General features: G+C 71.7%; 17 protein-coding genes and 2 tRNA genes. 12 read left to right on the top strand and 7 right to left on the bottom strand.

From position 1 onward, the window contains the following. The first annotated feature begins 87 nt into the window (after positions 1–87). The 4 genes from BLW57_RS14365 (at position 88) to BLW57_RS14350 (ending at position 5275) form a co-directional block, all read left to right on the top strand. On the top strand, positions 88–2976 hold the full coding sequence (locus BLW57_RS14365; protein ID WP_256339818.1) for a UPF0182 family membrane protein: 2889 nt from the start codon (positions 88–90) through the stop codon (positions 2974–2976). 41 nt (positions 2977–3017) lie between these two features. Further along, positions 3018–3091, top strand: a tRNA-Met gene (locus tag BLW57_RS14360). Between the two features lie 205 nt (positions 3092–3296). Further along, a complete protein-coding gene (locus tag BLW57_RS14355; RefSeq protein ID WP_176985579.1) occupies positions 3297–5111 on the top strand; it encodes a tetratricopeptide repeat protein in 1815 nt (604 codons plus the stop codon). 90 nt (positions 5112–5201) lie between these two features. After that, a tRNA-Met gene (locus BLW57_RS14350) sits at positions 5202–5275 on the top strand. A gap of 158 nt (positions 5276–5433) precedes the next feature. On the opposite strand, the gene BLW57_RS14345 is transcribed toward BLW57_RS14350, so the two are convergent. Next, entirely contained in the window at positions 5434–5850 is a 417-nt protein-coding gene (locus tag BLW57_RS14345) for a Fur family transcriptional regulator (protein WP_093474863.1), read from the bottom strand. Between the two features lie 145 nt (positions 5851–5995). Here BLW57_RS14345 and BLW57_RS14340 point away from each other — a divergent pair, with 145 nt between their 5' ends. Then, complete coding sequence (locus BLW57_RS14340) at positions 5996–7450, top strand: catalase (RefSeq protein WP_093480691.1); 1455 nt, start codon at positions 5996–5998, stop codon at positions 7448–7450. Between the two features lie 99 nt (positions 7451–7549). On the opposite strand, the gene BLW57_RS14335 is transcribed toward BLW57_RS14340, so the two are convergent. Both BLW57_RS14335 and hisN read right to left on the bottom strand, forming a co-directional pair. Then, the gene (locus BLW57_RS14335) at positions 7550–7945 is read right to left on the bottom strand and encodes a CBS domain-containing protein (RefSeq protein WP_093474861.1); all 396 of its coding nucleotides are present in this window, start codon (positions 7943–7945) and stop codon (positions 7550–7552) included. 146 nt (positions 7946–8091) lie between these two features. Continuing rightward, positions 8092–8892 carry a histidinol-phosphatase gene (gene hisN, locus BLW57_RS14330; RefSeq protein WP_093474860.1) on the bottom strand — a complete coding sequence of 267 codons (801 nt, stop codon included), beginning with the start codon at positions 8890–8892 and terminating at the stop codon, positions 8092–8094. A gap of 172 nt (positions 8893–9064) precedes the next feature. Here hisN and BLW57_RS14325 point away from each other — a divergent pair, with 172 nt between their 5' ends. Further along, positions 9065–9670: a TetR/AcrR family transcriptional regulator gene (locus BLW57_RS14325; protein ID WP_093474858.1), complete on the top strand. Its 606-nt coding sequence runs from the start codon at positions 9065–9067 to the stop codon at positions 9668–9670. A gap of 67 nt (positions 9671–9737) precedes the next feature. Here the strand turns inward: BLW57_RS14325 and BLW57_RS14320 are convergent, their stop codons facing one another. The 4 genes from BLW57_RS14320 to BLW57_RS14305 all read right to left on the bottom strand — a co-directional run bounded on the left by BLW57_RS14320 (position 9738) and on the right by BLW57_RS14305 (position 13245). Continuing rightward, on the bottom strand, positions 9738–10061 hold the full coding sequence (locus BLW57_RS14320) for a DMT family transporter (protein WP_073889359.1): 324 nt from the start codon (positions 10059–10061) through the stop codon (positions 9738–9740). Between the two features lie 84 nt (positions 10062–10145). Next, on the bottom strand, positions 10146–11156 hold the full coding sequence (gene rsgA, locus BLW57_RS14315) for a ribosome small subunit-dependent GTPase A (protein ID WP_093474857.1): 1011 nt from the start codon (positions 11154–11156) through the stop codon (positions 10146–10148). Between the two features lie 9 nt (positions 11157–11165). Further along, positions 11166–12494: a 3-phosphoshikimate 1-carboxyvinyltransferase gene (gene aroA / locus BLW57_RS14310; RefSeq protein WP_093474855.1), complete on the bottom strand. Its 1329-nt coding sequence runs from the start codon at positions 12492–12494 to the stop codon at positions 11166–11168. Between the two features lie 28 nt (positions 12495–12522). Continuing rightward, the gene (locus tag BLW57_RS14305) at positions 12523–13245 is read right to left on the bottom strand and encodes a M50 family metallopeptidase (protein WP_093474854.1); all 723 of its coding nucleotides are present in this window, start codon (positions 13243–13245) and stop codon (positions 12523–12525) included. A gap of 101 nt (positions 13246–13346) precedes the next feature. On the opposite strand from BLW57_RS14305, the gene BLW57_RS14300 reads away from it, so the two are divergent. From BLW57_RS14300 to BLW57_RS14275, 6 genes are all read left to right on the top strand, one after another. After that, complete coding sequence (locus BLW57_RS14300) at positions 13347–14162, top strand: SOS response-associated peptidase (RefSeq protein ID WP_093474852.1); 816 nt, start codon at positions 13347–13349, stop codon at positions 14160–14162. A 19-nt stretch (positions 14163–14181) separates the two neighbouring features. Next, positions 14182–14811 carry an alpha/beta hydrolase family protein gene (locus BLW57_RS14295; protein WP_093480690.1) on the top strand — a complete coding sequence of 210 codons (630 nt, stop codon included), beginning with the start codon at positions 14182–14184 and terminating at the stop codon, positions 14809–14811. 256 nt (positions 14812–15067) lie between these two features. Next, a complete protein-coding gene (gene sigR / locus BLW57_RS14290; RefSeq protein ID WP_198960315.1) occupies positions 15068–15763 on the top strand; it encodes an RNA polymerase sigma factor SigR in 696 nt (231 codons plus the stop codon). Continuing rightward, positions 15760–16062 (top strand): mycothiol system anti-sigma-R factor, encoded by a 303-nt coding sequence (gene rsrA / locus BLW57_RS14285; protein ID WP_073889370.1) that lies wholly within the window; start codon positions 15760–15762, stop codon positions 16060–16062. Before sigR ends, rsrA begins: the two co-directional genes overlap by 4 nt. Before the next feature lie 109 nt (positions 16063–16171). Then, complete coding sequence (locus BLW57_RS14280; RefSeq protein WP_093474849.1) at positions 16172–17497, top strand: HD-GYP domain-containing protein; 1326 nt, start codon at positions 16172–16174, stop codon at positions 17495–17497. Continuing rightward, the gene (locus BLW57_RS14275; protein WP_093474848.1) at positions 17494–18789 is read left to right on the top strand and encodes an HD-GYP domain-containing protein; all 1296 of its coding nucleotides are present in this window, start codon (positions 17494–17496) and stop codon (positions 18787–18789) included. The genes BLW57_RS14280 and BLW57_RS14275 overlap by 4 nt, the downstream gene beginning before the upstream one ends. Positions 18790–18875 lie beyond the last annotated feature (86 nt).

Raw genomic sequence — 18875 nt, 5'->3', positions numbered from 1 at the left:
ACGATCACGGGGGGCCACGGAGGGCCCGCGAAACCGGGGGCCTGACGGATCGACAGCGACTTCGAGGTGCGCACCTTGGCTTTCCAGATGCCGGACCGCGGCGGAGGCCCGACGGGTCCACGGATCAGAGCGGGCCGCCCGTCCCGGCGCGTGAGGACCCTGCTCGTGACACTGGGCGTCCTGGCAGTCCTCGGCATGGCGTTCACCATGTTCGCGGGCTTCTGGACGGACTGGCTGTGGTACCGGTCGGTGCACTACTCGTCCGTGTTCACGACCACGCTGTCGACCAAGATCGGGCTGTTCTTCGTCTTCGGCCTGCTGATGGCACTGGCCGTGGGCGTCAACATCTGGCTCGCGCACCGGCTGCGGCCCCCGCTGAGCGCCATGTCCATGGAGCAGCAGAGCCTCGACCGGTACCGGATGGCCATAGCGCCGTACAAGAAGTGGCTGCTGCTCGCCGTCACCGCCCTGGTCGGCCTCATCGCCGGTGCCTCGGCGTCGAGCCAGTGGCGGACCTGGCTGATGTGGGTCAACGGCGTCCCCTTCCACGAGAAGGACCCGCAGTTCCACCTCGACATCTCCTTCTACGCCTTCGACCTGCCCTGGTACCGGTTCCTGCTGGGCTTCGGCTTCGCCGCCGCGATCCTCTGCCTGATCGCCGCCGCACTCACCCACTACCTGTACGGCGGGCTGCGCGTCACGAGCCCCGGCGCGCGTGCCACGGCCGCCGCGACCGGGCATCTGTCGGTGCTGCTCGGCATCTTCGTCGCCCTCAAGGCGGTCGCCTACTGGCTCGACCGGTACGGCCTGGCCGTCAAGTCCAGCGACTTCAAGGCGACCGGCAACTGGACCGGCCTGCGCTACGTCGACGCCAACGCCTACCTGCCGGCCAAGACGATCCTGTTCTGCATCGCCGTCATCTGCGCGCTGCTGTTCTTCGCCACGCTGTGGCGGCGCACCTGGCAACTGCCGGTCATCGGCTTCGGCCTGATGGTGCTCTCGGCGATCCTGATCGGCGGGCTGTACCCGGCGATCGTGCAGAAGTTCCAGGTCCAGCCCAACGAGCAGGCCAAGGAAGCCCCGTACGTCCAGAAGAACCTCAAGGCGACCCGCGAGGCGTACGGCATCGACGACACCAAGGTCAGCGAGTACGCGGGCAAGTCCACGACCTCCGACAAGACCAAGCTGCGCAACGACGCGAACGACGCGGCGAGCATCCGGATCATCGATCCGAACGTCGTCTCGCCCACGTTCCAGCAGTTGCAGCAGATGAAGAACTACTACGGGTTCCCGACCAACCTGGACGTCGACCGCTACCCCACCAAGGACGGCAAGGAGCAGGACACCGTCCTCGGGCTGCGCGAGCTGAACCTGGACGGCATCCCGAAGAACAACTGGATCAACGACCACTTCCGCTACACGCACGGTTACGGCGTGGTCGCCGCCAAGGGCACGGAGGCCGACTCCAACGGCGAGCCGGTCTTCACCGAGTCCGACCTGCCGTCCCGCGGCGACCTGGGCACGTACGAACAGCGGGTCTACTACGGCGAGAAGACCACCGCGTACTCCATCGTCGGCGGTCCGCAGAAGGAGATCGACTACTCGGACGACAGCGGGGAGAAGACCACCAGCTACGCCGGCAGGAGCGGGGTCGACCTCGACAGCCCGCTCAACCGGGCCGCGTACGCGTTGTCGTTCAACGAGCCGCAGATCCTGTACTCGGGCGCGATCGGCAAGGGCTCGCGGATCCTGTACAACCGCACGCCCAAGGAGCGCGTGGAGGCGGTCGCCCCCTGGCTGACCATCGACGGCGACGCCTACCCGGCCGTCGTCAAGGGCCGCATCCAGTGGATCGTCGACGCCTACACCACGTCGAACGGCTTCCCGTACTCGTCCCGTACGACCCTCGGTGACACGACGGCCGACTCGCTGACGGCGACGAACAACTCCCGTGCGGTGGTGGCCCAGCAGAACCAGGTCAACTACATCCGCAACTCGGTGAAGGCGACCGTCGACGCGTACACCGGTGAGATCAAGCTCTACCAGTGGGACACCGAGGACCCGGTGCTGAAGACCTGGATGAAGGCCTTCCCCGGCACGGTGAAGGCGAAGAGCACCATCTCCGCGGACCTGATGGATCATCTGCGGTACCCGCAGGACCTGTTCAAGGTCCAGCGCGAACTGCTCACCCGCTACCACGTGACGGACGCCCAGACGTTCCTCAGCGGCAGCGAGGTCTGGCAGGTGCCCGATGATCCGGCCAACGACTCCGGCAGCGCGGTCCCGCCGTACTACCTGAGCATGAAGATGCCGGACCAGACCGCGCAGGCGTTCTCGCTGACGACGACGTTCACGCCCAACGGGCGGGACAACCTGAGCGCGTTCATGGCGGTCGACTCCGATCCGCGCGCCAGTGACTACGGCAAGATCAGAGTCCTGAAACTGCCCACGAGCACCACCGTCGACGGCCCCAAACAGGTGCAGAGCCAGTTCAACTCCGAATCGGCCATCGCCGAGACCATCAGCCTGCTCAGCCGCGGGCATTCGAAGGTCGAGTACGGCAATCTGCTGACCGTGCCGCTCGACGGGGGACTGCTGTACGTGGAGCCCGTCTACGTACGCGGCGGATCGCTCAAGTACCCGTTGCTGCGCAAGGTTCTGGTCACCTACGGAGGCAAGACCGCCTTCGAGGACACGCTGGACGCGGCCCTGGACGACGTGTTCGGCGTGAAGGGCACGACCACCACGCCGCCGGACACCGGCACCAACCCGCCCGACACCGGCAACCCCACGGTCAAGCAGGCACTTGCGGACGCCCAGAAGGCCATCGACGCCGGCAAGGAGGCCCTGCAGCAGCCGGACGGCCCGGACTGGGACGCGTACGCCAAGGCGCAGAAGGACCTGGAGGCGGCGCTGAAGCGGGCTCAGGACGCGCAGTCCAGGACCGAGAAGCCGAGCGGCAAGAACGGGAGTTGATCAAGACCACCCCGCGCCGTGGTACGGTTGTCAGGCAACGGCGCGGGGTGGAGCAGCTCGGTAGCTCGCTGGGCTCATAACCCAGAGGTCGCAGGTTCAAATCCTGTCCCCGCTACTGCGATCGAAGGCCCGGATCCCAAGGGATCCGGGCCTTCGTGGTGTGCGAACTCATGTACTGGGGGGAGGGACGGCCGCGCCGCCGGGGGGAGTTGGGGTCGAGTGTGTTTGACTTGTCGTCCTGTGGGCATGTCGACAAAACGCTGAAGTGACCTCACGGGCTGCGGTATACCGGGTGTACCCAGGTTGCAGGTGGTGCGACGATGGACGTTATGGGGGACAAGGCAACTCTGTTCGAGTCAGGGCGATTTGTGCAGCCTTCCGAGGAGCCGACCCGCGACGACTTGAGCGACACGGGGGATGCCGGAGAAGAAGTACGGCTCGCTCTCGCGGCGCAGAGCGGCGACGCCGAGGCGGCGAGCGTGCTCGGCGCCATGCTCCTGCGCCGGGGTGACCTCGACGGAGCCGAACCCCAGCTGCGGGCCGCCACCGCGGCGGGTGACCGGGCCGCCGCCAACAACCTCGGCGTCCTCCTGCACCAGCGCGGCTACGCCGACGAGGCCGCCGGCTGGTGGCGGATCGCCGCCGTCGCCGGTTCCGCCGCCGCGGCGCACGCCCTCGGTCGCCACCACCGCGAGCGCGGCGACGAGCCGGCCGCCGAGTACTGGCTGCGCCAGTCCGCCGAGCAGGGCCACGCCCTCGGCGCCTACGCGCTCGCCGATCTGCTGGAGCACCGCGGGGACGTGGGAGCCGGGCACTGGATGCGGGCCGCGGCCGAGCGTGGGCACCGCGAGGCCGCCTACCGGCTGGCGCGGGCGATCGACCGGAAGGCCGGACACGAGGACGAGGCCGGGACTGACAACGCTGTCGCCCTCGCGGAGACCGAGCAGTGGTACCGGCAGGCCGCCGCGCGTGGCCACCGGCGGGCCGCCCTGCACCTCGGCGCCATCCTGGAGAAGCGCGGGGAGCTGAAGGAGGCCGGCCGCTGGTACCTGACGTCCGCCAAGGACGGTGAGCCGCGGGCCGCCTGCGCGCTCGGCTTCCTGCTGCGCGACGCCGGCGACACCGAGAACGCGGCCGTGTGGTGGCTGCGCGCGGCCCAGAACGGCGACGGCAACGCGGCCAACGCGCTCGGCGCGCTGCACGCCGAGCGCGGTGAGACGCAGACCGCCGAGCGCTGGTACCGGGCCGCCCTGGACGCCGGTGACGACAACGGCGCCTACAACCTCGGGCTGCTCTGCGCGGAGCAGGGGCGGACCGCGCAGGCCGAGCAGTGGTACCGGCGGGCGGCGTACGCGGGGCACCGGGAGGCGGCGAACGCGCTGGCCATCCTGCTGCTCCAGGGCGGCGACACGACCGGGGCCGAGCCGTGGTTCTCCAAGGCCGCCGAGGCCGGCAGCGTGGACGCGGCATTCAACCTCGGAATCCTGTACACAGGGCGCGGCGCCGAGGAGATGGCCCTGCGCTGGTACGAGCGGGCGGCCGCGGCCGGACATACCGAGGCCGCGCTGCAGGTCGGGATCGCCCGGCAGCGCGAGGGCGACGAGCCCGCGGCCGAGCGGCACCTGCGCTGCGCCGCGGGCGGCGGGAGCGCGGAGGCGGCCTACCGGCTGGCCACCCTGCTCGACGCGCGCCGGCCGCCGGAGCCCGCGCACGAGCTCGGTGAGGTCGTGCACGAGAAGACCGAGTGCGAGGAGTGGTACGAGCGTGCCGCTTCCCAGGGGCACCGGCGGGCGCAGGTGAGGGTCGGCATGCTGGCCGCCGCCCGCGGCGACGTGGTGGAGGCGGCGCGGTGGTACCGGAAGGCCGCGGAGGCCGGCTCGCGCAACGGCGCCTTCAACCTGGGGCTGCTGCTGGCCCGTGAGGGGAGCGAGCCGGAGGCCGCCGTGTGGTGGACCCGTGCCGCCGACGCCGGGCACGGACGGGCGGCGCTGCGGCTGGCCCTGGTCTACGCGCGTCGTGGCGAGCTGGCGGAGGGCCAGCGGTGGGCCGACCGGGCGGTGGCACTGGGCCCGGCGGAGGTGTCCGAGCGTGCGGGCCGGCTCCGGGACGCGCTGCGGGAGGAGCTGTCGGCGTGAGCCGCCGAGGGCTCCTGAGTGATCCGGGACACCTCCCGCCCCATGGATTTGCTTCCGCGCTCTCCCCTCACGTAATGTCGTGTTCACCGACGCGGGGTGGAGCAGCTCGGTAGCTCGCTGGGCTCATAACCCAGAGGTCGCAGGTTCAAATCCTGTCCCCGCTACTGAAGGCCGAGGGCCGGAATCCAGAAATGGATTCCGGCCCTCAGTCGTTTCCGCGAACCTCATGGACCCCCGGGTGCCCGCGCGACGCGACGTCGGGGTGCCCGGAACGCAGAAGGAGGGGGCTCTCGCCCCCTCCTCGTCGTCCTTCGCGCGCTGTCTACGCGCTCGCGCAGTTCGGGCACAGCCCGCGGTACGTCACCTCTACGTCCGACACCGTGAAGCCGAAGCGCTCGGAGTCGGGGAGGTCGGCGAGTGGGTTGCCCGTCGGGTGGACGTCACGGATCGAGCCGCACCGGGCGCAGACCAGGTGGTGGTGGGGCCGGTGCGCGTTCGGGTCGTAACGCTTCGCGCGCCTGTCGGTCGAGACCTCGAGCACCTCGCCGAGGGTGACCAGCTCGCCCAGCGTGTTGTAGACGGTGGCCCGGGAGATCTCGGGGAGCTTCGCGACAGCCCGCGCGTGGACCTCGTCGGCGGTCAGATGCACGTGCTCGCCGTCGAGGACCTCGGCCACGACGCGCCGCTGCGCGGTCATCCGCCATCCGCGTCCACGCAGCCGTTCCAGAAGGTCGCTCATGGCCACCAGCCTAACAGCAGGGCAGACCAGGTTGGGAACTGGTGTGAGATTGGATCGATGTTTGACTTAGACAAAGTCCATTGTAGGATCGGCAACGGCTTTGGCCATGGGACAGGATTGGTCAGGAATGACGCAGGAGGCGCACGTGACGCAGGGACCGCTCACCACGGAGGCCGGTGCTCCGGTCGCCGACAACCAGAACAGCGAGACGGCAGGCGTCGGCGGCCCGGTGCTCGTGCAGGACCAGTTGCTCCTGGAGAAGCTGGCCCACTTCAACCGCGAGCGCATCCCGGAGCGCGTGGTGCACGCCCGCGGTGCCGGTGCCTACGGCACGTTCACGGTGACCGCCGACGTCACGCCGTACACGCGCGCCGCGTTCCTCTCCGAGGTCGGCAAGGAGACCGAGGTCTTCCTGCGCTTCTCGACGGTGGCCGGCAACCTGGGCGCGGCGGACGCCGTCCGGGACCCGCGCGGCTTCTCGCTGAAGTTCTACACCGAGGAGGGCAACTACGACCTCGTCGGCAACAACACCCCGGTCTTCTTCATCCGGGACGCGATCAAGTTCCCGGACTTCATCCACACCCAGAAGCGCGACCCGTACACCGGCAGCACGGAAGCCGACAACGTGTGGGACTTCTGGTCGCTGTCGCCGGAGTCGACGCACCAGGTGACCTGGCTCTTCGGCGACCGCGGCATCCCGGCCTCGTACCGGCACATGGACGGCTTCGGCTCGCACACCTTCCAGTGGAACAACGCGTCCGGTGAGGCCTTCTGGGTCAAGTACCACTTCAAGACCGACCAGGGGATCAGGAACCTCACCGCGGTGGAGGGGGAGGTCCTCGCGGGCAAGGATCCCGACTCGCACCAGCGTGACCTGCGGGAGGCGATCGAGCGCGGCGAGTTCCCGAGCTGGACCGTGGGTGTGCAGATCATGCCGGCGGCGGACGCGGCGACGTACCGCTTCAACCCGTTCGACCTCACCAAGGTGTGGCCGCACGCGGACTACCCGGTCGTCGAGATCGGCAGGCTGGAGCTGAACCGCAACCCGCGGAACGTCTTCGCCGAGGTCGAGCAGTCGGTCTTCAGCCCCGCGCACTTCGTTCCGGGCATCGGGCCCTCGCCCGACAAGATGCTCCAGGGCCGGCTCTTCGCCTACGGCGACGCGCACCGCTACCGCGTCGGCATCAACGCCGACCACCTGCCGGTCAACCGTCCGCACGCCACCGAGGCGCGCACCAACTCCCGGGACGGCCTCCTCTACGACGGCCGCCACGGCGGCTCGAAGAACTACGAGCCGAACAGCTTCGGCGGGCCGCGGCAGACCGGCCGCCCGCTGTGGCAGTCGTTCGACGGCTTCTCGGGCGGCACCGGTGACCACCCGACGCCGGCGCACGCCGAGGACGACGACTTCGTGCAGGCGGGCGACCTCTACCGGCTGATGTCGGACGAGGAGCGTGAGCGGCTGATCGCCAACCTCGCCGGTGCGATCTCCCAGGTCTCGCGCGAGGACATCGCCGAGCGTGCGATCGGCAACTTCGCGGCCGCCGACGCCGACTTCGGCAAGCGGCTGGAGGTGGCGGTGCGGGCGCTGCGCGCCTGAGCGGGCGGCACCGGCTCCCCGGTGCCCCGAGATCCTGGGGGGAGTGCCCCAGGGCGGGCCGGACCCCACGGTGCTCGGGGTCCGGCCCGTTCCGCGTGCTCAGAGCGCCGGAGCGGGCTCGCGGGCCGGGACCCAGCAGCGGATGATGTCGCGGACCGAGACGATGCCGGCCACCTCGCCGCGATCGAGGACGACCAGGTGCCGGAAGCCGCCGTGGGCCATGGCCCGGGCGGCTTCCTCCAGTGTCCAGGCCGGGGAGGCGAAGACGACATCGGTGGTGGTGTGGGCGTGGGTGTGTTCGGCGTCCGGGTCCTGGCCGAGGCCGACGGAGTTGAGGATGTCGCGTTCGGTGAGGATGCCGATGCCGCCGGCGTCCGGGTCGAGGACCACGGCGGCGCCGACGCGGCGGGCGGACATCAGGGCCGCTGCCTGGCGGAGGGTGTGTGCGGGGCCGACGGTGAGGATCACCGTGCTCATGGCGTCACGGACGAGCATGGATGGGGCCACCTCCTAGGAATCCGCGCGTGTGCGGGGATTCACAAGTTCACAAGTGGGGGTGACCTCAGAGTGACAGGTAAAGGGAGAGTCAACAAGAGGGCGCGCGAAGTCAGTTGAGGGCGTGCGTGGGATCCGGCCGTGGCTCAGCGACGCCCGCCGAGATACTCCAGCATCTCGTCGTGCAGCAGACCGTTGGACGCGGCGGCGTTGCCGCTGTGCGGGCCCGGCCGGCCGTCGAGGCCGGTGAAGGAGCCGCCCGCCTCGGTGACGACGATCGCGGTGGCCGCCATGTCCCACAGCGACAGCTCGGGCTCGGCGCAGATGTCCACCGATCCCTCGGCGACCATCATGTACGGCCAGAAGTCGCCGTACGCACGGGTGCGCCACACCTGGCGGGTCAGGTCCAGGAAGCCGTCCAGGCGGCCCTGTTCCTCCCAGCCGGAGAGGGAGGAGTACGCGAAGGACGCGTCCGCGAGCCCGTTGACGCCGGAGACGTGCATACGGGTCGCCGAGGTCAGGCTGCGGCCGGTGAAGGCGCCGTGCCCCTTCGCGGCCCACCAGCGGCGGCCGAGCGCGGGCGCGGAGACGAGGCCGACGACGGGCTGGTAGCCGCCCTCGGCCGCCTCCATCAGCGCGATGAGGGTGGCCCACACCGGGACGCCCCGCACGTAGTTCTTGGTGCCGTCGATCGGGTCGATCACCCAGCGGCGTGGACCGCTGCCCTCGAGTCCGTACTCCTCGCCGAGGATCGCGTCCCGCGGGCGGGCGCGCTGGAGCTGACCGCGGATGAGTTCTTCCGCCGCCTTGTCCGCCTCGCTCACCGGGGTCATGTCCGGCTTCGTCTCCACCTTCAGGTCGAGCGCCTTGAAGCGGTCCATGGTGGTGGCGTCGGCGGCGTCCGCGAGGACGTGGGCGAGGCGCAGGTCGTCGAGGTAGTCCGGCATGTGATGAACCGTATCGGCCCGCACGCCCGCGGGGCCACGCGGGGCGAGACGGCCGGCGCCGGCCCGGGCGGCGGGCGGCCGAAGCCCGACCCCGTACCCCCGCGAACTCTTGACAGTGCATACAAGCGCGTCAAATCTGGGCGCAAAGCTGCTCCGCCCCAGGGAGGCGAGGATGCCTGCTGCCCGGGAATCGCTACTGGACGCCGCCTACACGGCCCTCGCGCGCCGGCCGTGGTCCGCGGTGCGGATGGTCGACGTGGCCGCGGCGGCCGGGGTGTCCCGGCAGACCCTCTACAACGAGTTCGGCAGCAAGGACGGGCTGGCCAGGGCCCTCGTGCGACGCGAGGCCGACGGCTACCTCGCCGGGGTGGAGCGGGCGCTCGGCGGCTCGGCCGGGCCCCGGGAGCGGCTCACCGCGACCGCCGAGTGGACGGCCGCCGCCGGCCGGGACAACGCGCTGGTCCGGGCCATGCTGACCGGCTCCTGGCACGAGTGGCTGCCGGCCCCGCCGCTGGCCGCCGTACCGTCCTCCACCGCCGTGCCCGCGCAGCGCCGGGCCGACGGGCCGCTGCCGACACCCCGCGACTTCGTGCGCGCCGTCCGGGACCGTGCCGTGACCGCGCTCGGCGAACCCGGTGCCGCCCCCGCCGACACCGCCGAACTGGCCCGCTCCTGCGAACTGGTCGTGCGCCTCGCCCTGTCCTGCCTGGCGGCGCCACCGGACGAGGGCGGTATGGCGGAGCTGGTGCGTGCCGTGTTCCCCCGCCACATCGCGTGAGGGCGGGCCGTCCGCGCGCACGCCGGCCGTACGGCGACGGGCCGGCCGGACCACCCCTGCGAGTGAATCAGTGGGCCGAGCCCGAGAGCTGGAGACCGATCACCCCGACGATCACGAAGCTGATCGAGACGATCTTCAGGGTCGACACCAGGTCACCGAGGAAGACCATGCCGTAGATCGCGGTGCCCGCGGCCCCGATCCCCGTCCACACGGCGTAGGCCGGGCCGACGTCGAGCTTCTTCAGCGAGAGGGTCAGCAGACCGAAGCTGCCGAGCGCGAACGAGGCGAAGGCGATCGTCGGCCACAGCCGGGTGAACCCGTGCGAGAGCTTGAGGCACACGGCGAAACCGGTCTCGAGAATCCCGGCCACTATGACCAGCAGCCACGCCATGTGCTGTCCTCCCGTTGGTCCGGATCTCCGGCTCGGTGCGATTATGCACTTGCCGGACTCCGGCCCGGGCAAACAACGCGATGGTCAGTCGCCGTCCCGGCGCTCCCGCGTGGCCAGCAGCCGGCGCAGGGAGTACAGCCGCGCGGGGTCCGCGTGCCCCTCCTCGACCCAGGCGTCCAGCGCGCAGTCCGGCTCGTCGTGGGAGCACGCGCGCGGACAGCCCTCCGTGCCCGGTTCGAGGTCGGGGAAGGCGTGGATCACCCGCGACGGGTCGATGTGCGCGAGCCCGAAGGAGCGGACGCCGGGGGTGTCGACCACCCAGCCGTGCACGTCGTCGAGCGGCAGCGCGAGAGCCGAGGTCGTGGTGTGCCGGCCGCGGCCCGTCACCGCGTTCACATGTCCCGTCGTACGCCGGCGCTCCTCGGGCACGAGCGCGTTGACCAGGGTCGTCTTGCCGACGCCGGAGTGGCCCACGAAGGCGGTGATCCGGCCGCCCAGGAGCTCGCGCACCCGGCCCGCCGCATCGCCGTTCTCCAGCTCGTCGCGGCTGGTGACGACGTACGGGATGTCGAGGTCGCCGTACAGCTCCAGCAGCTTGTCCGGCGGGGCCAGGTCCGACTTGGTCATGACCAGCAGCGGTTCCAGGCCGCCGTCGTAGGCCGCGACCAGGCAGCGGTCGATCAGCCGCGGCCGGGGCTCGGGGTCGGCGAGCGCGGTGACGATCGCCAGCTGGTCGGCGTTGGCGACGACCACCCGCTCGAAGGGATCGTCGTCGTCGGCCGTTCGCCGCAGCAGCGAGGCGCGCTCCGCGATGCGCACGATCCGCGCGAGCGTGTCCTTCTTGCCGGACAGATCACCCACCAGGGCCACCCGGTCGCCGACCACGGCCGCCTTGCGGCCCAGCTCACGCGCCTTCATCGCCATCACGATCCGGTCCTCGACCAGGCAGGTCAGCCGCCCCCGGTCGACGGTGAGGACCATGCCCTCGGCCGCGTCCTCGTGCTTGGGCCGGATGGTCGTCCGCGGCCGGTTGCCCTTGCGGTTGGGACGGCTGCGGATGTCGTCCTCGTCGGTGTGCTTGCCGTAGCGGCGCATGGCGTGTCCCTACTGCCCGAGCATCCCGGCCCACAGCTCGGGGAAGTCCGGCAGCGTCTTGGCCGTGGTCGCCACGTTCTCGATCCGCACACCTTCGACGGCCAGGCCGATGACCGCACCGGCGGTGGCCATGCGGTGGTCCTCGTAGGTGTGGAAGGTCCCCCCGTGCAGGGTGCGCGGGCGGATGTGCAGGCCGTCGGCCGTCTCCGTGACGTCGCCGCCGAGTTCGTTGATCTCCTTGGTGAGCGCGGCCAGCCGGTCCGTCTCGTGCAGCCGCAGGTGGGCCACGCCCCGCAGGGTGGAGGGCGAGTCGGCGAGCGCGGCGACCGCCGCGATGCCCGGGGTCAGCTCGCCGACGTCGCTTAGGTCGACATCGATGCCGTGAACAGCACCCGAACCGGTGAAGACGAGCCCGTACTCGGTCAGTTCGCAGGAGCCGCCCATCTCGGTGAAGATCTCCCGCAGCCGGTCACCCGGCTGGGTGGTACGCGCCGGCCAGTCCGGGATCAGCACCTTGCCGCCCGTGATCAGGGCCGCAGCGAGGAACGGCTGCGCGTTGGACAGGTCCGGCTCGATCGTCAGGTCCCGGCCGAGCAGGGCGCCCGGCGTCACCCGCCACACGTTGGGCTCGCCGCCCGACTCCGGGGTGTCCACCTGGGCGCCGACCGCGCGCAGCATGTCCACCGTCATCCGGATGTGCGGCATGGACGGCAGCGCGGTGCCGGTGTGCCGGACCTCGACGCCCTGGTTGAAGCGCGGACCGGACAGCAGCAGTGCCGAGACGAACTGGGAGGACGAGGAGGCGTCGATCGACACCGGCCCGCCGTCCAGGGCCCCGCCGCCGTGCACGGTCAGCGGCAGCGCGCCCCGGCCGTCGTCGTCGATCCGGGCACCGAGACGACGCAGCGCGTCGATCACCCCGTGCAGGGGACGCTCGTACGACCGCGGGTCGCCGTCGAAGCGGATCGGTCCGTCGGCCAGCGCGGCCACCGGGGGCAGGAAGCGCATCACCGTGCCGGCGTTGCCGACGTCCACGGTGGCCGGGCCCCGCAGGCCCGTGGGCAGTACCCGCCAGGCTTCGCCGGCGCCGCCGCCCGAGGAGCTGGAGGACACCGTCTCCTCGATCTCCACGCCCATCGCGCGCAGCGCCCCGGCCATCAGCAGGGTGTCGCGCGAGCGCAGCGGCCGCCGCAGCCAGCCGGGCTCGGAGGCCAGGGCGGCGAGGACGAGGGCGCGGTTGGTGACCGACTTGGACCCCGGCACGTGAACCGTGGCGTCGACGGCTCCGCTCGCGTGCGGGGCGGGCCAGAGTGCGGTGGATGCGGTGTTCGGGGCCATGGGGCCACTTTATAAGGAGGCTCCGGGGTCAACCTTCCAGCAGCCAGCGCCCGCCACCGATGAGCGAGCACAGGGACACCGCGTGGAACAGGAACAGCCACAGGCCCGCCGGCACGTGCGTCAGCCGGGACAGCTGGTCCGCGTCCGAGTCCCCGGCCCCTCCCCGGGACCGCTTGGCCTGGAGCTCGAACGGCGGCCGCACCCCGCCGAACAGCAGGAACCACACGACCGCGTACGCGAAGGCCGCCTGCACCTGCGGGCCCGTCAGCCATGACACCAGCAGGAAGGCGCCGCCCGTGAGGACGACGGTCAGGACGCCGTACGCGTTGCGGATCATCACCAGCATCACCACCAGCAGGGCGGTCGCCGCCCACAGCAGCAGCGTGATGCGGCCGGCGGCCAGCAGGGCGGCCCCGCCCAGGCCCAGCAGCGAGGGCGCCGTGTAGCCGGCGGCGGCCGTCAGGATCATGCCCAGGCCGTACGGCTTGCCGCGGCTGACCGTGAGTCCGCTGGTGTCGGAGTGCAGGCGGATGCCGGTGAGCTGCCGGCCGGTGAGCAGGGCGACCAGACCGTGGCCGCCCTCGTGGGCGATGGTGATCGCGTTGCGGGATATCCGCCAGAGCGTGCCGGGGACGACCACGGCGAGCGCGGCGGTCAGCGTGGCGAGCACCACCCACAGGTCGGGGTCGGACTGGGTGCCGGTGAGCCGGTCCCAGACGTCGGGCAGCGCGGTCGCGGCGAGGCTGTCCATGGGGCGGCGTTGCTCCTGTCGTCGTCAACAGGTGTCGGCGCGGGGCGCCGTCGCTGAGGAACGGTGGTCGGTGGACGGGTGGGCCTGGCAGTGTGGCACGTATGTGCGGACGGTATGCATCGAGTCGTGGGCCCGAGGATCTCGCAGGAGTCTTCGAGATCGAGAAGTGGGAGCCGGAGGAGACCCTGGAACCGGACTACAACGTGGCGCCGACCAAGGAGGTCTACGCCGTCCTCGACCGTCCGGTGAAAGACGCGGATTCCCCCCGTCCGGTTCGCCAGCTGCGGAAGCTGAAGTGGGGCCTGGTGCCCTCCTGGGCCAAGACGCCCGAGGGCGGCGCCCGGATGATCAACGCCCGCGCGGAGACCGTGCACGAGAAGCCGTCCTACCGCCGGGCCTTCGCCACCCGCCGCTGCATCCTGCCCGCCGACGGCTACTTCGAGTGGGTCACCGGCAAGCAGGAGCGCGACCTGGAGGAGGAGGGCCGGAAGAAGCGCCCGCGCAAGCAGCCGTACTTCGTGCTGCCCGCCGACGGCTCGGTCTTCGCCATGGCCGGGCTGTACGAGTTCTGGCGCGACCGGACCCTGCCCGACGACCACCCGCGGGCCTGGTGGGTCACCTGCTCGGTGATCACCACGGAGGCGGAGCGGACCCCGCTGGCCGTCGCCCCCGCCGAGGGCCCGCGCTCCCTCACCGAGATCCACCCCCGGATGCCGCTGATGCTGACCCCGGACCGCTGGGACGCCTGGCTCGATCCCGCCCGCACCGACCCGGAGGAGCTGCGCGAGCTGCTGGCCCCGCCGCCGGCCGGGCTGATGCGCGCCTACCCGGTCTCCACGGCCGTCAGCAACGTCCGCAACAACGGCCCGGAGCTGCTGAAGGAGCTGGAGGCACCGGAGGAGGGCACACTCTTCTGATGTGACCACAGAGTCCGACATGACGACCGAGACCGTTGCCACGGAGGCCGGGGACGCCCGGATCACCTGGCACCGGGCGAAGAGGGCACGGCTGGTGCTGGCCGTGAGCCACGGGGCCGGCGGCGGCATCGAGGCGCGGGACCTGCGGGCACTCGCCCGGGCGCTGCCGGGGCACGGCGTGAGCGTGGCCCTGGTCGAGCAGCCGTGGCGGGTGGCCGGGAAGAAGCTCGCGCCCGCGCCGAAGACCCTGGACGCCGGCTGGCGCGGCCTCTGGCCCGCCCTCGCGGAGCCCGGCCTGCCCGTGGTCTCGGGCGGGCGCAGCGCGGGCGCCCGGGTCGCCTGCCGCACCGCCGGCGAGCTCGGCGCGCACGCCGTGCTCGCGCTGAGCTTCCCGCTGCACCCGCCGGGCAGGCCGGAGAAGTCCCGCGCGGCGGAACTGCTGGGCGCGGGGGTGCCCACGCTGGTCGTCCAGGGCGGCAACGATCCGTTCGGAAGACCGGCGGAGTTCCCGGAGGGTGACTTCGCACTCGTCGAGGTGCCGCACGGCGACCACGGGTTCGCGGTCCCCAAACGCGCGGAGATCACCCAGGAACGCGCCCTGGAGATCGTCACGGAAAGGGTCGTGGAGTGGGCGGCGTCACTCGGGTGACCCCCGGGAATGCTGCGCGACGCATCGCTGTTGAGGCGGACAGAAGTGCTGAGGCCTCGGCACCGACGTCGTGGGAAAGGAAGTCCGCCGCATGGGTTCGACCATCTGCCCGAGCCGCAGCAGCCGTACTGACCTGGACTGGACGGTGCTGCACGCGGCCAAGGCCACCCCTATTCGAGGGGCGGCGGGCCCGGGTGGTGTTCTATCCTCCGAAACGAGTAGGACCGGTTTCGGTCCTGCCCGGGAACTTGAGGAGGTGGGTCCGGTCACCGGTACCGACGCAGGGACCGACAACGGTCAGGCGGAGCTGCCCGAGGGCCAGGGCGTGAGCGCGGAGGAGTCCTCCGAGTCCACCGCGGAGCGCAGTGCGCGCTTCGAGCGGGACGCGCTCGAATTCCTCGACCAGATGTACTCGGCCGCGCTGCGCATGACGCGCAATCCGGCCGACGCCGAGGACCTGGTGCAGGAGACGTACGCCAAGGCCTACGCGTCCTTCCACCAGTTCCGCGAGGGCACCAACCTCAAGGCGTGGCTGTACCGGATCCTCACCAACACGTTCATCAACTCCTACCGCAAGAAGCAGCGTGAGCCCCAGCGCTCCGCCGCGGAGGAGATCGAGGACTGGCAGCTCGCCCGTGCCGAGTCGCACATGTCGACCGGTCTGCGCTCCGCCGAGTCGCAGGCGCTCGACCACCTGCCCGACTCGGACGTGAAGGAAGCGCTGCAGGCGATCCCCGAGGAGTTCCGCATCGCCGTCTATCTCGCGGACGTCGAGGGGTTTGCCTACAAGGAGATCGCGGACATCATGGGGACACCCATCGGTACGGTGATGTCCCGGCTGCACCGGGGCCGCCGTCAGCTGCGCGGCATGCTGGAGGACTACGCCCGTGAGCGCGGGCTGGTGCCCGCCGGCGCCGGGGAGTCGAACGAAGCGAAAGGCTCGGGCTCATGAGCTGCGGAGAGCCGCACGAGACGGACTGCAGTGAGGTCCTCGACCATCTGTACGAGTTCCTCGACAGTGAGATGCCGGACGTCGACCGCGACAAGTTCCAGCACCACTTCGAGGAATGCTCGCCGTGCCTGGAGAAGTACGGCCTGGAGCAGGCCGTGAAGAAGCTCGTCAAGCGGTGCTGCGGCCATGACGACGTGCCCTCCGACCTGCGCGCCAAGGTCATGGGGCGGATCGACCTGATCCGCTCGGGCCAGACCGTGCCGGAGCACGACGTCACCGCCACCGCCCAGGAGAGCTGACCGCCAGGTCATCACCCGAACGTGCTAATCCTCAGGTCATAGGCCCCGCCTCCCTCCCCACCCGCCCTAGGCTCCGAGCCTGGACGGGCACGGTCGGGGAAGGGGCGCGATGGAGGCGGTACCGGCGAGGGCTCGCGGCTATGTGGCCTGCGTCGCCCTGCTGTCCGCGCTCTGCATCCTGCCGCTGCCGAGGACGCACGCCCCCTGGTGGGCGATCGGCCTGCTCGCGGCGCTCTACGCGGCCTGTGAGCACCTTTTGGGCCGCCGTTTCGGCGGCACCTTCTACCCGGTCCTACTGGCCGGAGCGTTTCTGCTGCCCCCACCGGCCGCCGCGCTCGTTCCGCTGCCCGCCGCCCTGTTCGCGCGCGGGGAGCACCGGCCGGCGCCGCTGCGGCGCGTCTGGCGCGCCGCACAGCCCTCGCTGGCCGTGTGGGGCGCCGCCCACGTCCACTGGGCGCTCGACGGGCGGGACGCCGTCGTCGACTGCGACTTCCCCTACGCGCTGCTGCCCGCCGGCGCGGCCGTCCTCGCGTTCTGCCTGATCCTCACCGTCCTGGACGGCGGCATCCTCGCCCTCACCGTGGGCGTGCCCACGCCCGCCGGGCGGGGGAGCGCGCGCCGGGCCTGGCGCGGGCTGCTCTCCCGGTCGCTCGCGCCGGTCGCCGTGCACGGACTCGCCGGGCTGATGATGGCCGTCCTGTGGCGCAGCCCGTACGGCCCCGTCGCCGCGCTGCTCGTGCTGCTGCCGATGTGCGTCTCCTGGTGGGTGTTCGCCCAGTACCACCGCGAACGTGCCGCGCATCAGGCCACCGTCCGCGCCCTGGTGCAGGCCGTCGACATCAAGGACGGCTACACACGCGGCCACAGCGAACGCGTCGGACAGGCCTCCGTGCTGATCGCCCGCGAACTCGGCATGGACGACGAACGCGTCGAGGTGCTGCGCTTCGCCGGCATCCTGCACGACGTCGGCAAGCTGGGCGTCCCCACCAGGCTGCTGCGCAAGGACGGCCCGCTGACCCCCGAGGAACGCCGGATCATCGAGCTGCACCCCGAGTACGGCCACGAGATGGTGCGCGGGATCTCCTTCCTCGGCGAGGCCCGCGCCGCGATCCTGCACCACCACGAGCGCCTCGACGGCAGCGGTTACCCGTACGGTCTCGCCGGCACCCGGATCCCCGAGTGCGCCCGCGTCGTGGCCGTCGCGGACGCCTTCGACGCGATGACCTCCACCCGGTCCTACAGCCGGGCCCGGCCCGTCCCCGCCGCGGTGGCCGAGCTGGAGCGCTGCGCGGGTTCCCATTTCGACCCCCGCATGGTCGCCGCGCTCGTGCGCGCCCTGCGCCGCCACGGCTGGCATCCCGCGGTCACCGCCGACGAGCCCGCCCACGACGTGGCACCCCGGCAGCGGCCGGCCGGCACCGGGACGCCCCGATGACGGCCCCCCTGCGGCTCGTCCACGGCGCCGCCGCCCTCGTCGCGGCCGGCTGCCTGGCCCTCACCCTGGCGAGCGGCCTCCAGGAAAGGGGCGTCGCGCTCGCCTTCGGCGTGCTCATCGCCGTCGGCGAGCTGACCCGCTGGGGTGCCTCCCCCGGCCGGCAGGCCGCGCCCCTCGGCGCCGCCGGATCGCTGTCGTACGCCCTGCTGGGCGCCGACGCCGGGCGGCCCACGCAGCACGGCGCCGCCCAGGTCGTCACCGTGGTCCTCACCGCCGCCCTGCTCGGCGCCGTCCCGCACATCTGGTCCGGCAGCACCCCCACCCGCGATCACCTGGCCCGCCGCGTCCTCACCGTCGGCTTCGCCGCCGTCTGCTTCCAGCCCCTCTACAACCGGGGAGTGTTCGACTCCTGGGACGGCCCCGCCTACGCCCTGCTCCTCGTCACCCTGCTCAGCCTCAGCGCGCTCTGCGACGCCGTGCTGGCCGCCGCCCTGGCCCACTTCCGCACCCGCTGGCCGTTCGGGCCGCTGCTGCGCGAGGAGCTGCACGGGCTGCTCGGCATCGGCTCCGCCGTCTGCGCGACCGGCGCGGTGATGGCACTCGGGGTCGCCGTCGCCGGCCTGTGGGCGCTGCCCGTCTTCTGCCTGCCCCTGCTCCTCACCCAGCTGTCCGTCCGCCGGCACGCGGCCGTCCGCGCCACCTACCGGCAGACCATCGCCTCCCTCGCCCGCGCCACGGAGATCGCCGGGTACACCCCCGCCGGCCACGCCCACCGGGTCGCCGCGCTCAGCCTGGCCGTCGGCCGGGACCTCGGCCTGGCCGGCCCCGAACTGACCGTCCTGGAGTACGCGGCCCTCATGCACGACATCGGCCAGCTCAGCCTGGTCGACCCGGTCCCGGCCGGTGCCACCGCGGACCTGCCGGACGAGGAGCAGCGGCGGATCGCCCTGCTCGGCGGTGCCGTCGTCCGGCAGACCGGCGTGGACGCGGCCGTCGCGGTCGTCGTCGAGCGGCAGGCCGACCCCTGCCGTGAGCAGCCGGTCGCCGCGCGGATCGTCCGGGCCGTGAACGCCTACGAGGAGAAGACCCGGGGTACCGGACCCGAGGGGCCGCTGCGTGCGCTGGAGGAACTGCGCCTCGGCACCGCCGGGGACTACGCTCCGGAGATCGTGGAGTCGCTCGCGCGGGTCCTCGCCCAGCCGCGAGGACGGGGCGAGAGCGGGCCGGCCGGGGGCGGCGGGAGACGCACGGCACTGTCTGACCCCGTCCGCGGCTGGGTAACCCATGGGTAATGAGCGCCTTTCCCACCGCACGTGGTTGGATGCGAGGGAGAGGGTGTCCGGGGGCACAAGCCAGCCCACTGAGCGGAACTGGAACT

The organism is Streptomyces sp. 1222.5 (assembly GCF_900105245.1).
Classification (GTDB): domain Bacteria; phylum Actinomycetota; class Actinomycetes; order Streptomycetales; family Streptomycetaceae; genus Streptomyces; species Streptomyces albidocamelliae.
The sequence above is the reverse complement of the archived record's forward strand: the minus strand, read 5'-3'. Positions and strand labels throughout refer to the sequence as shown.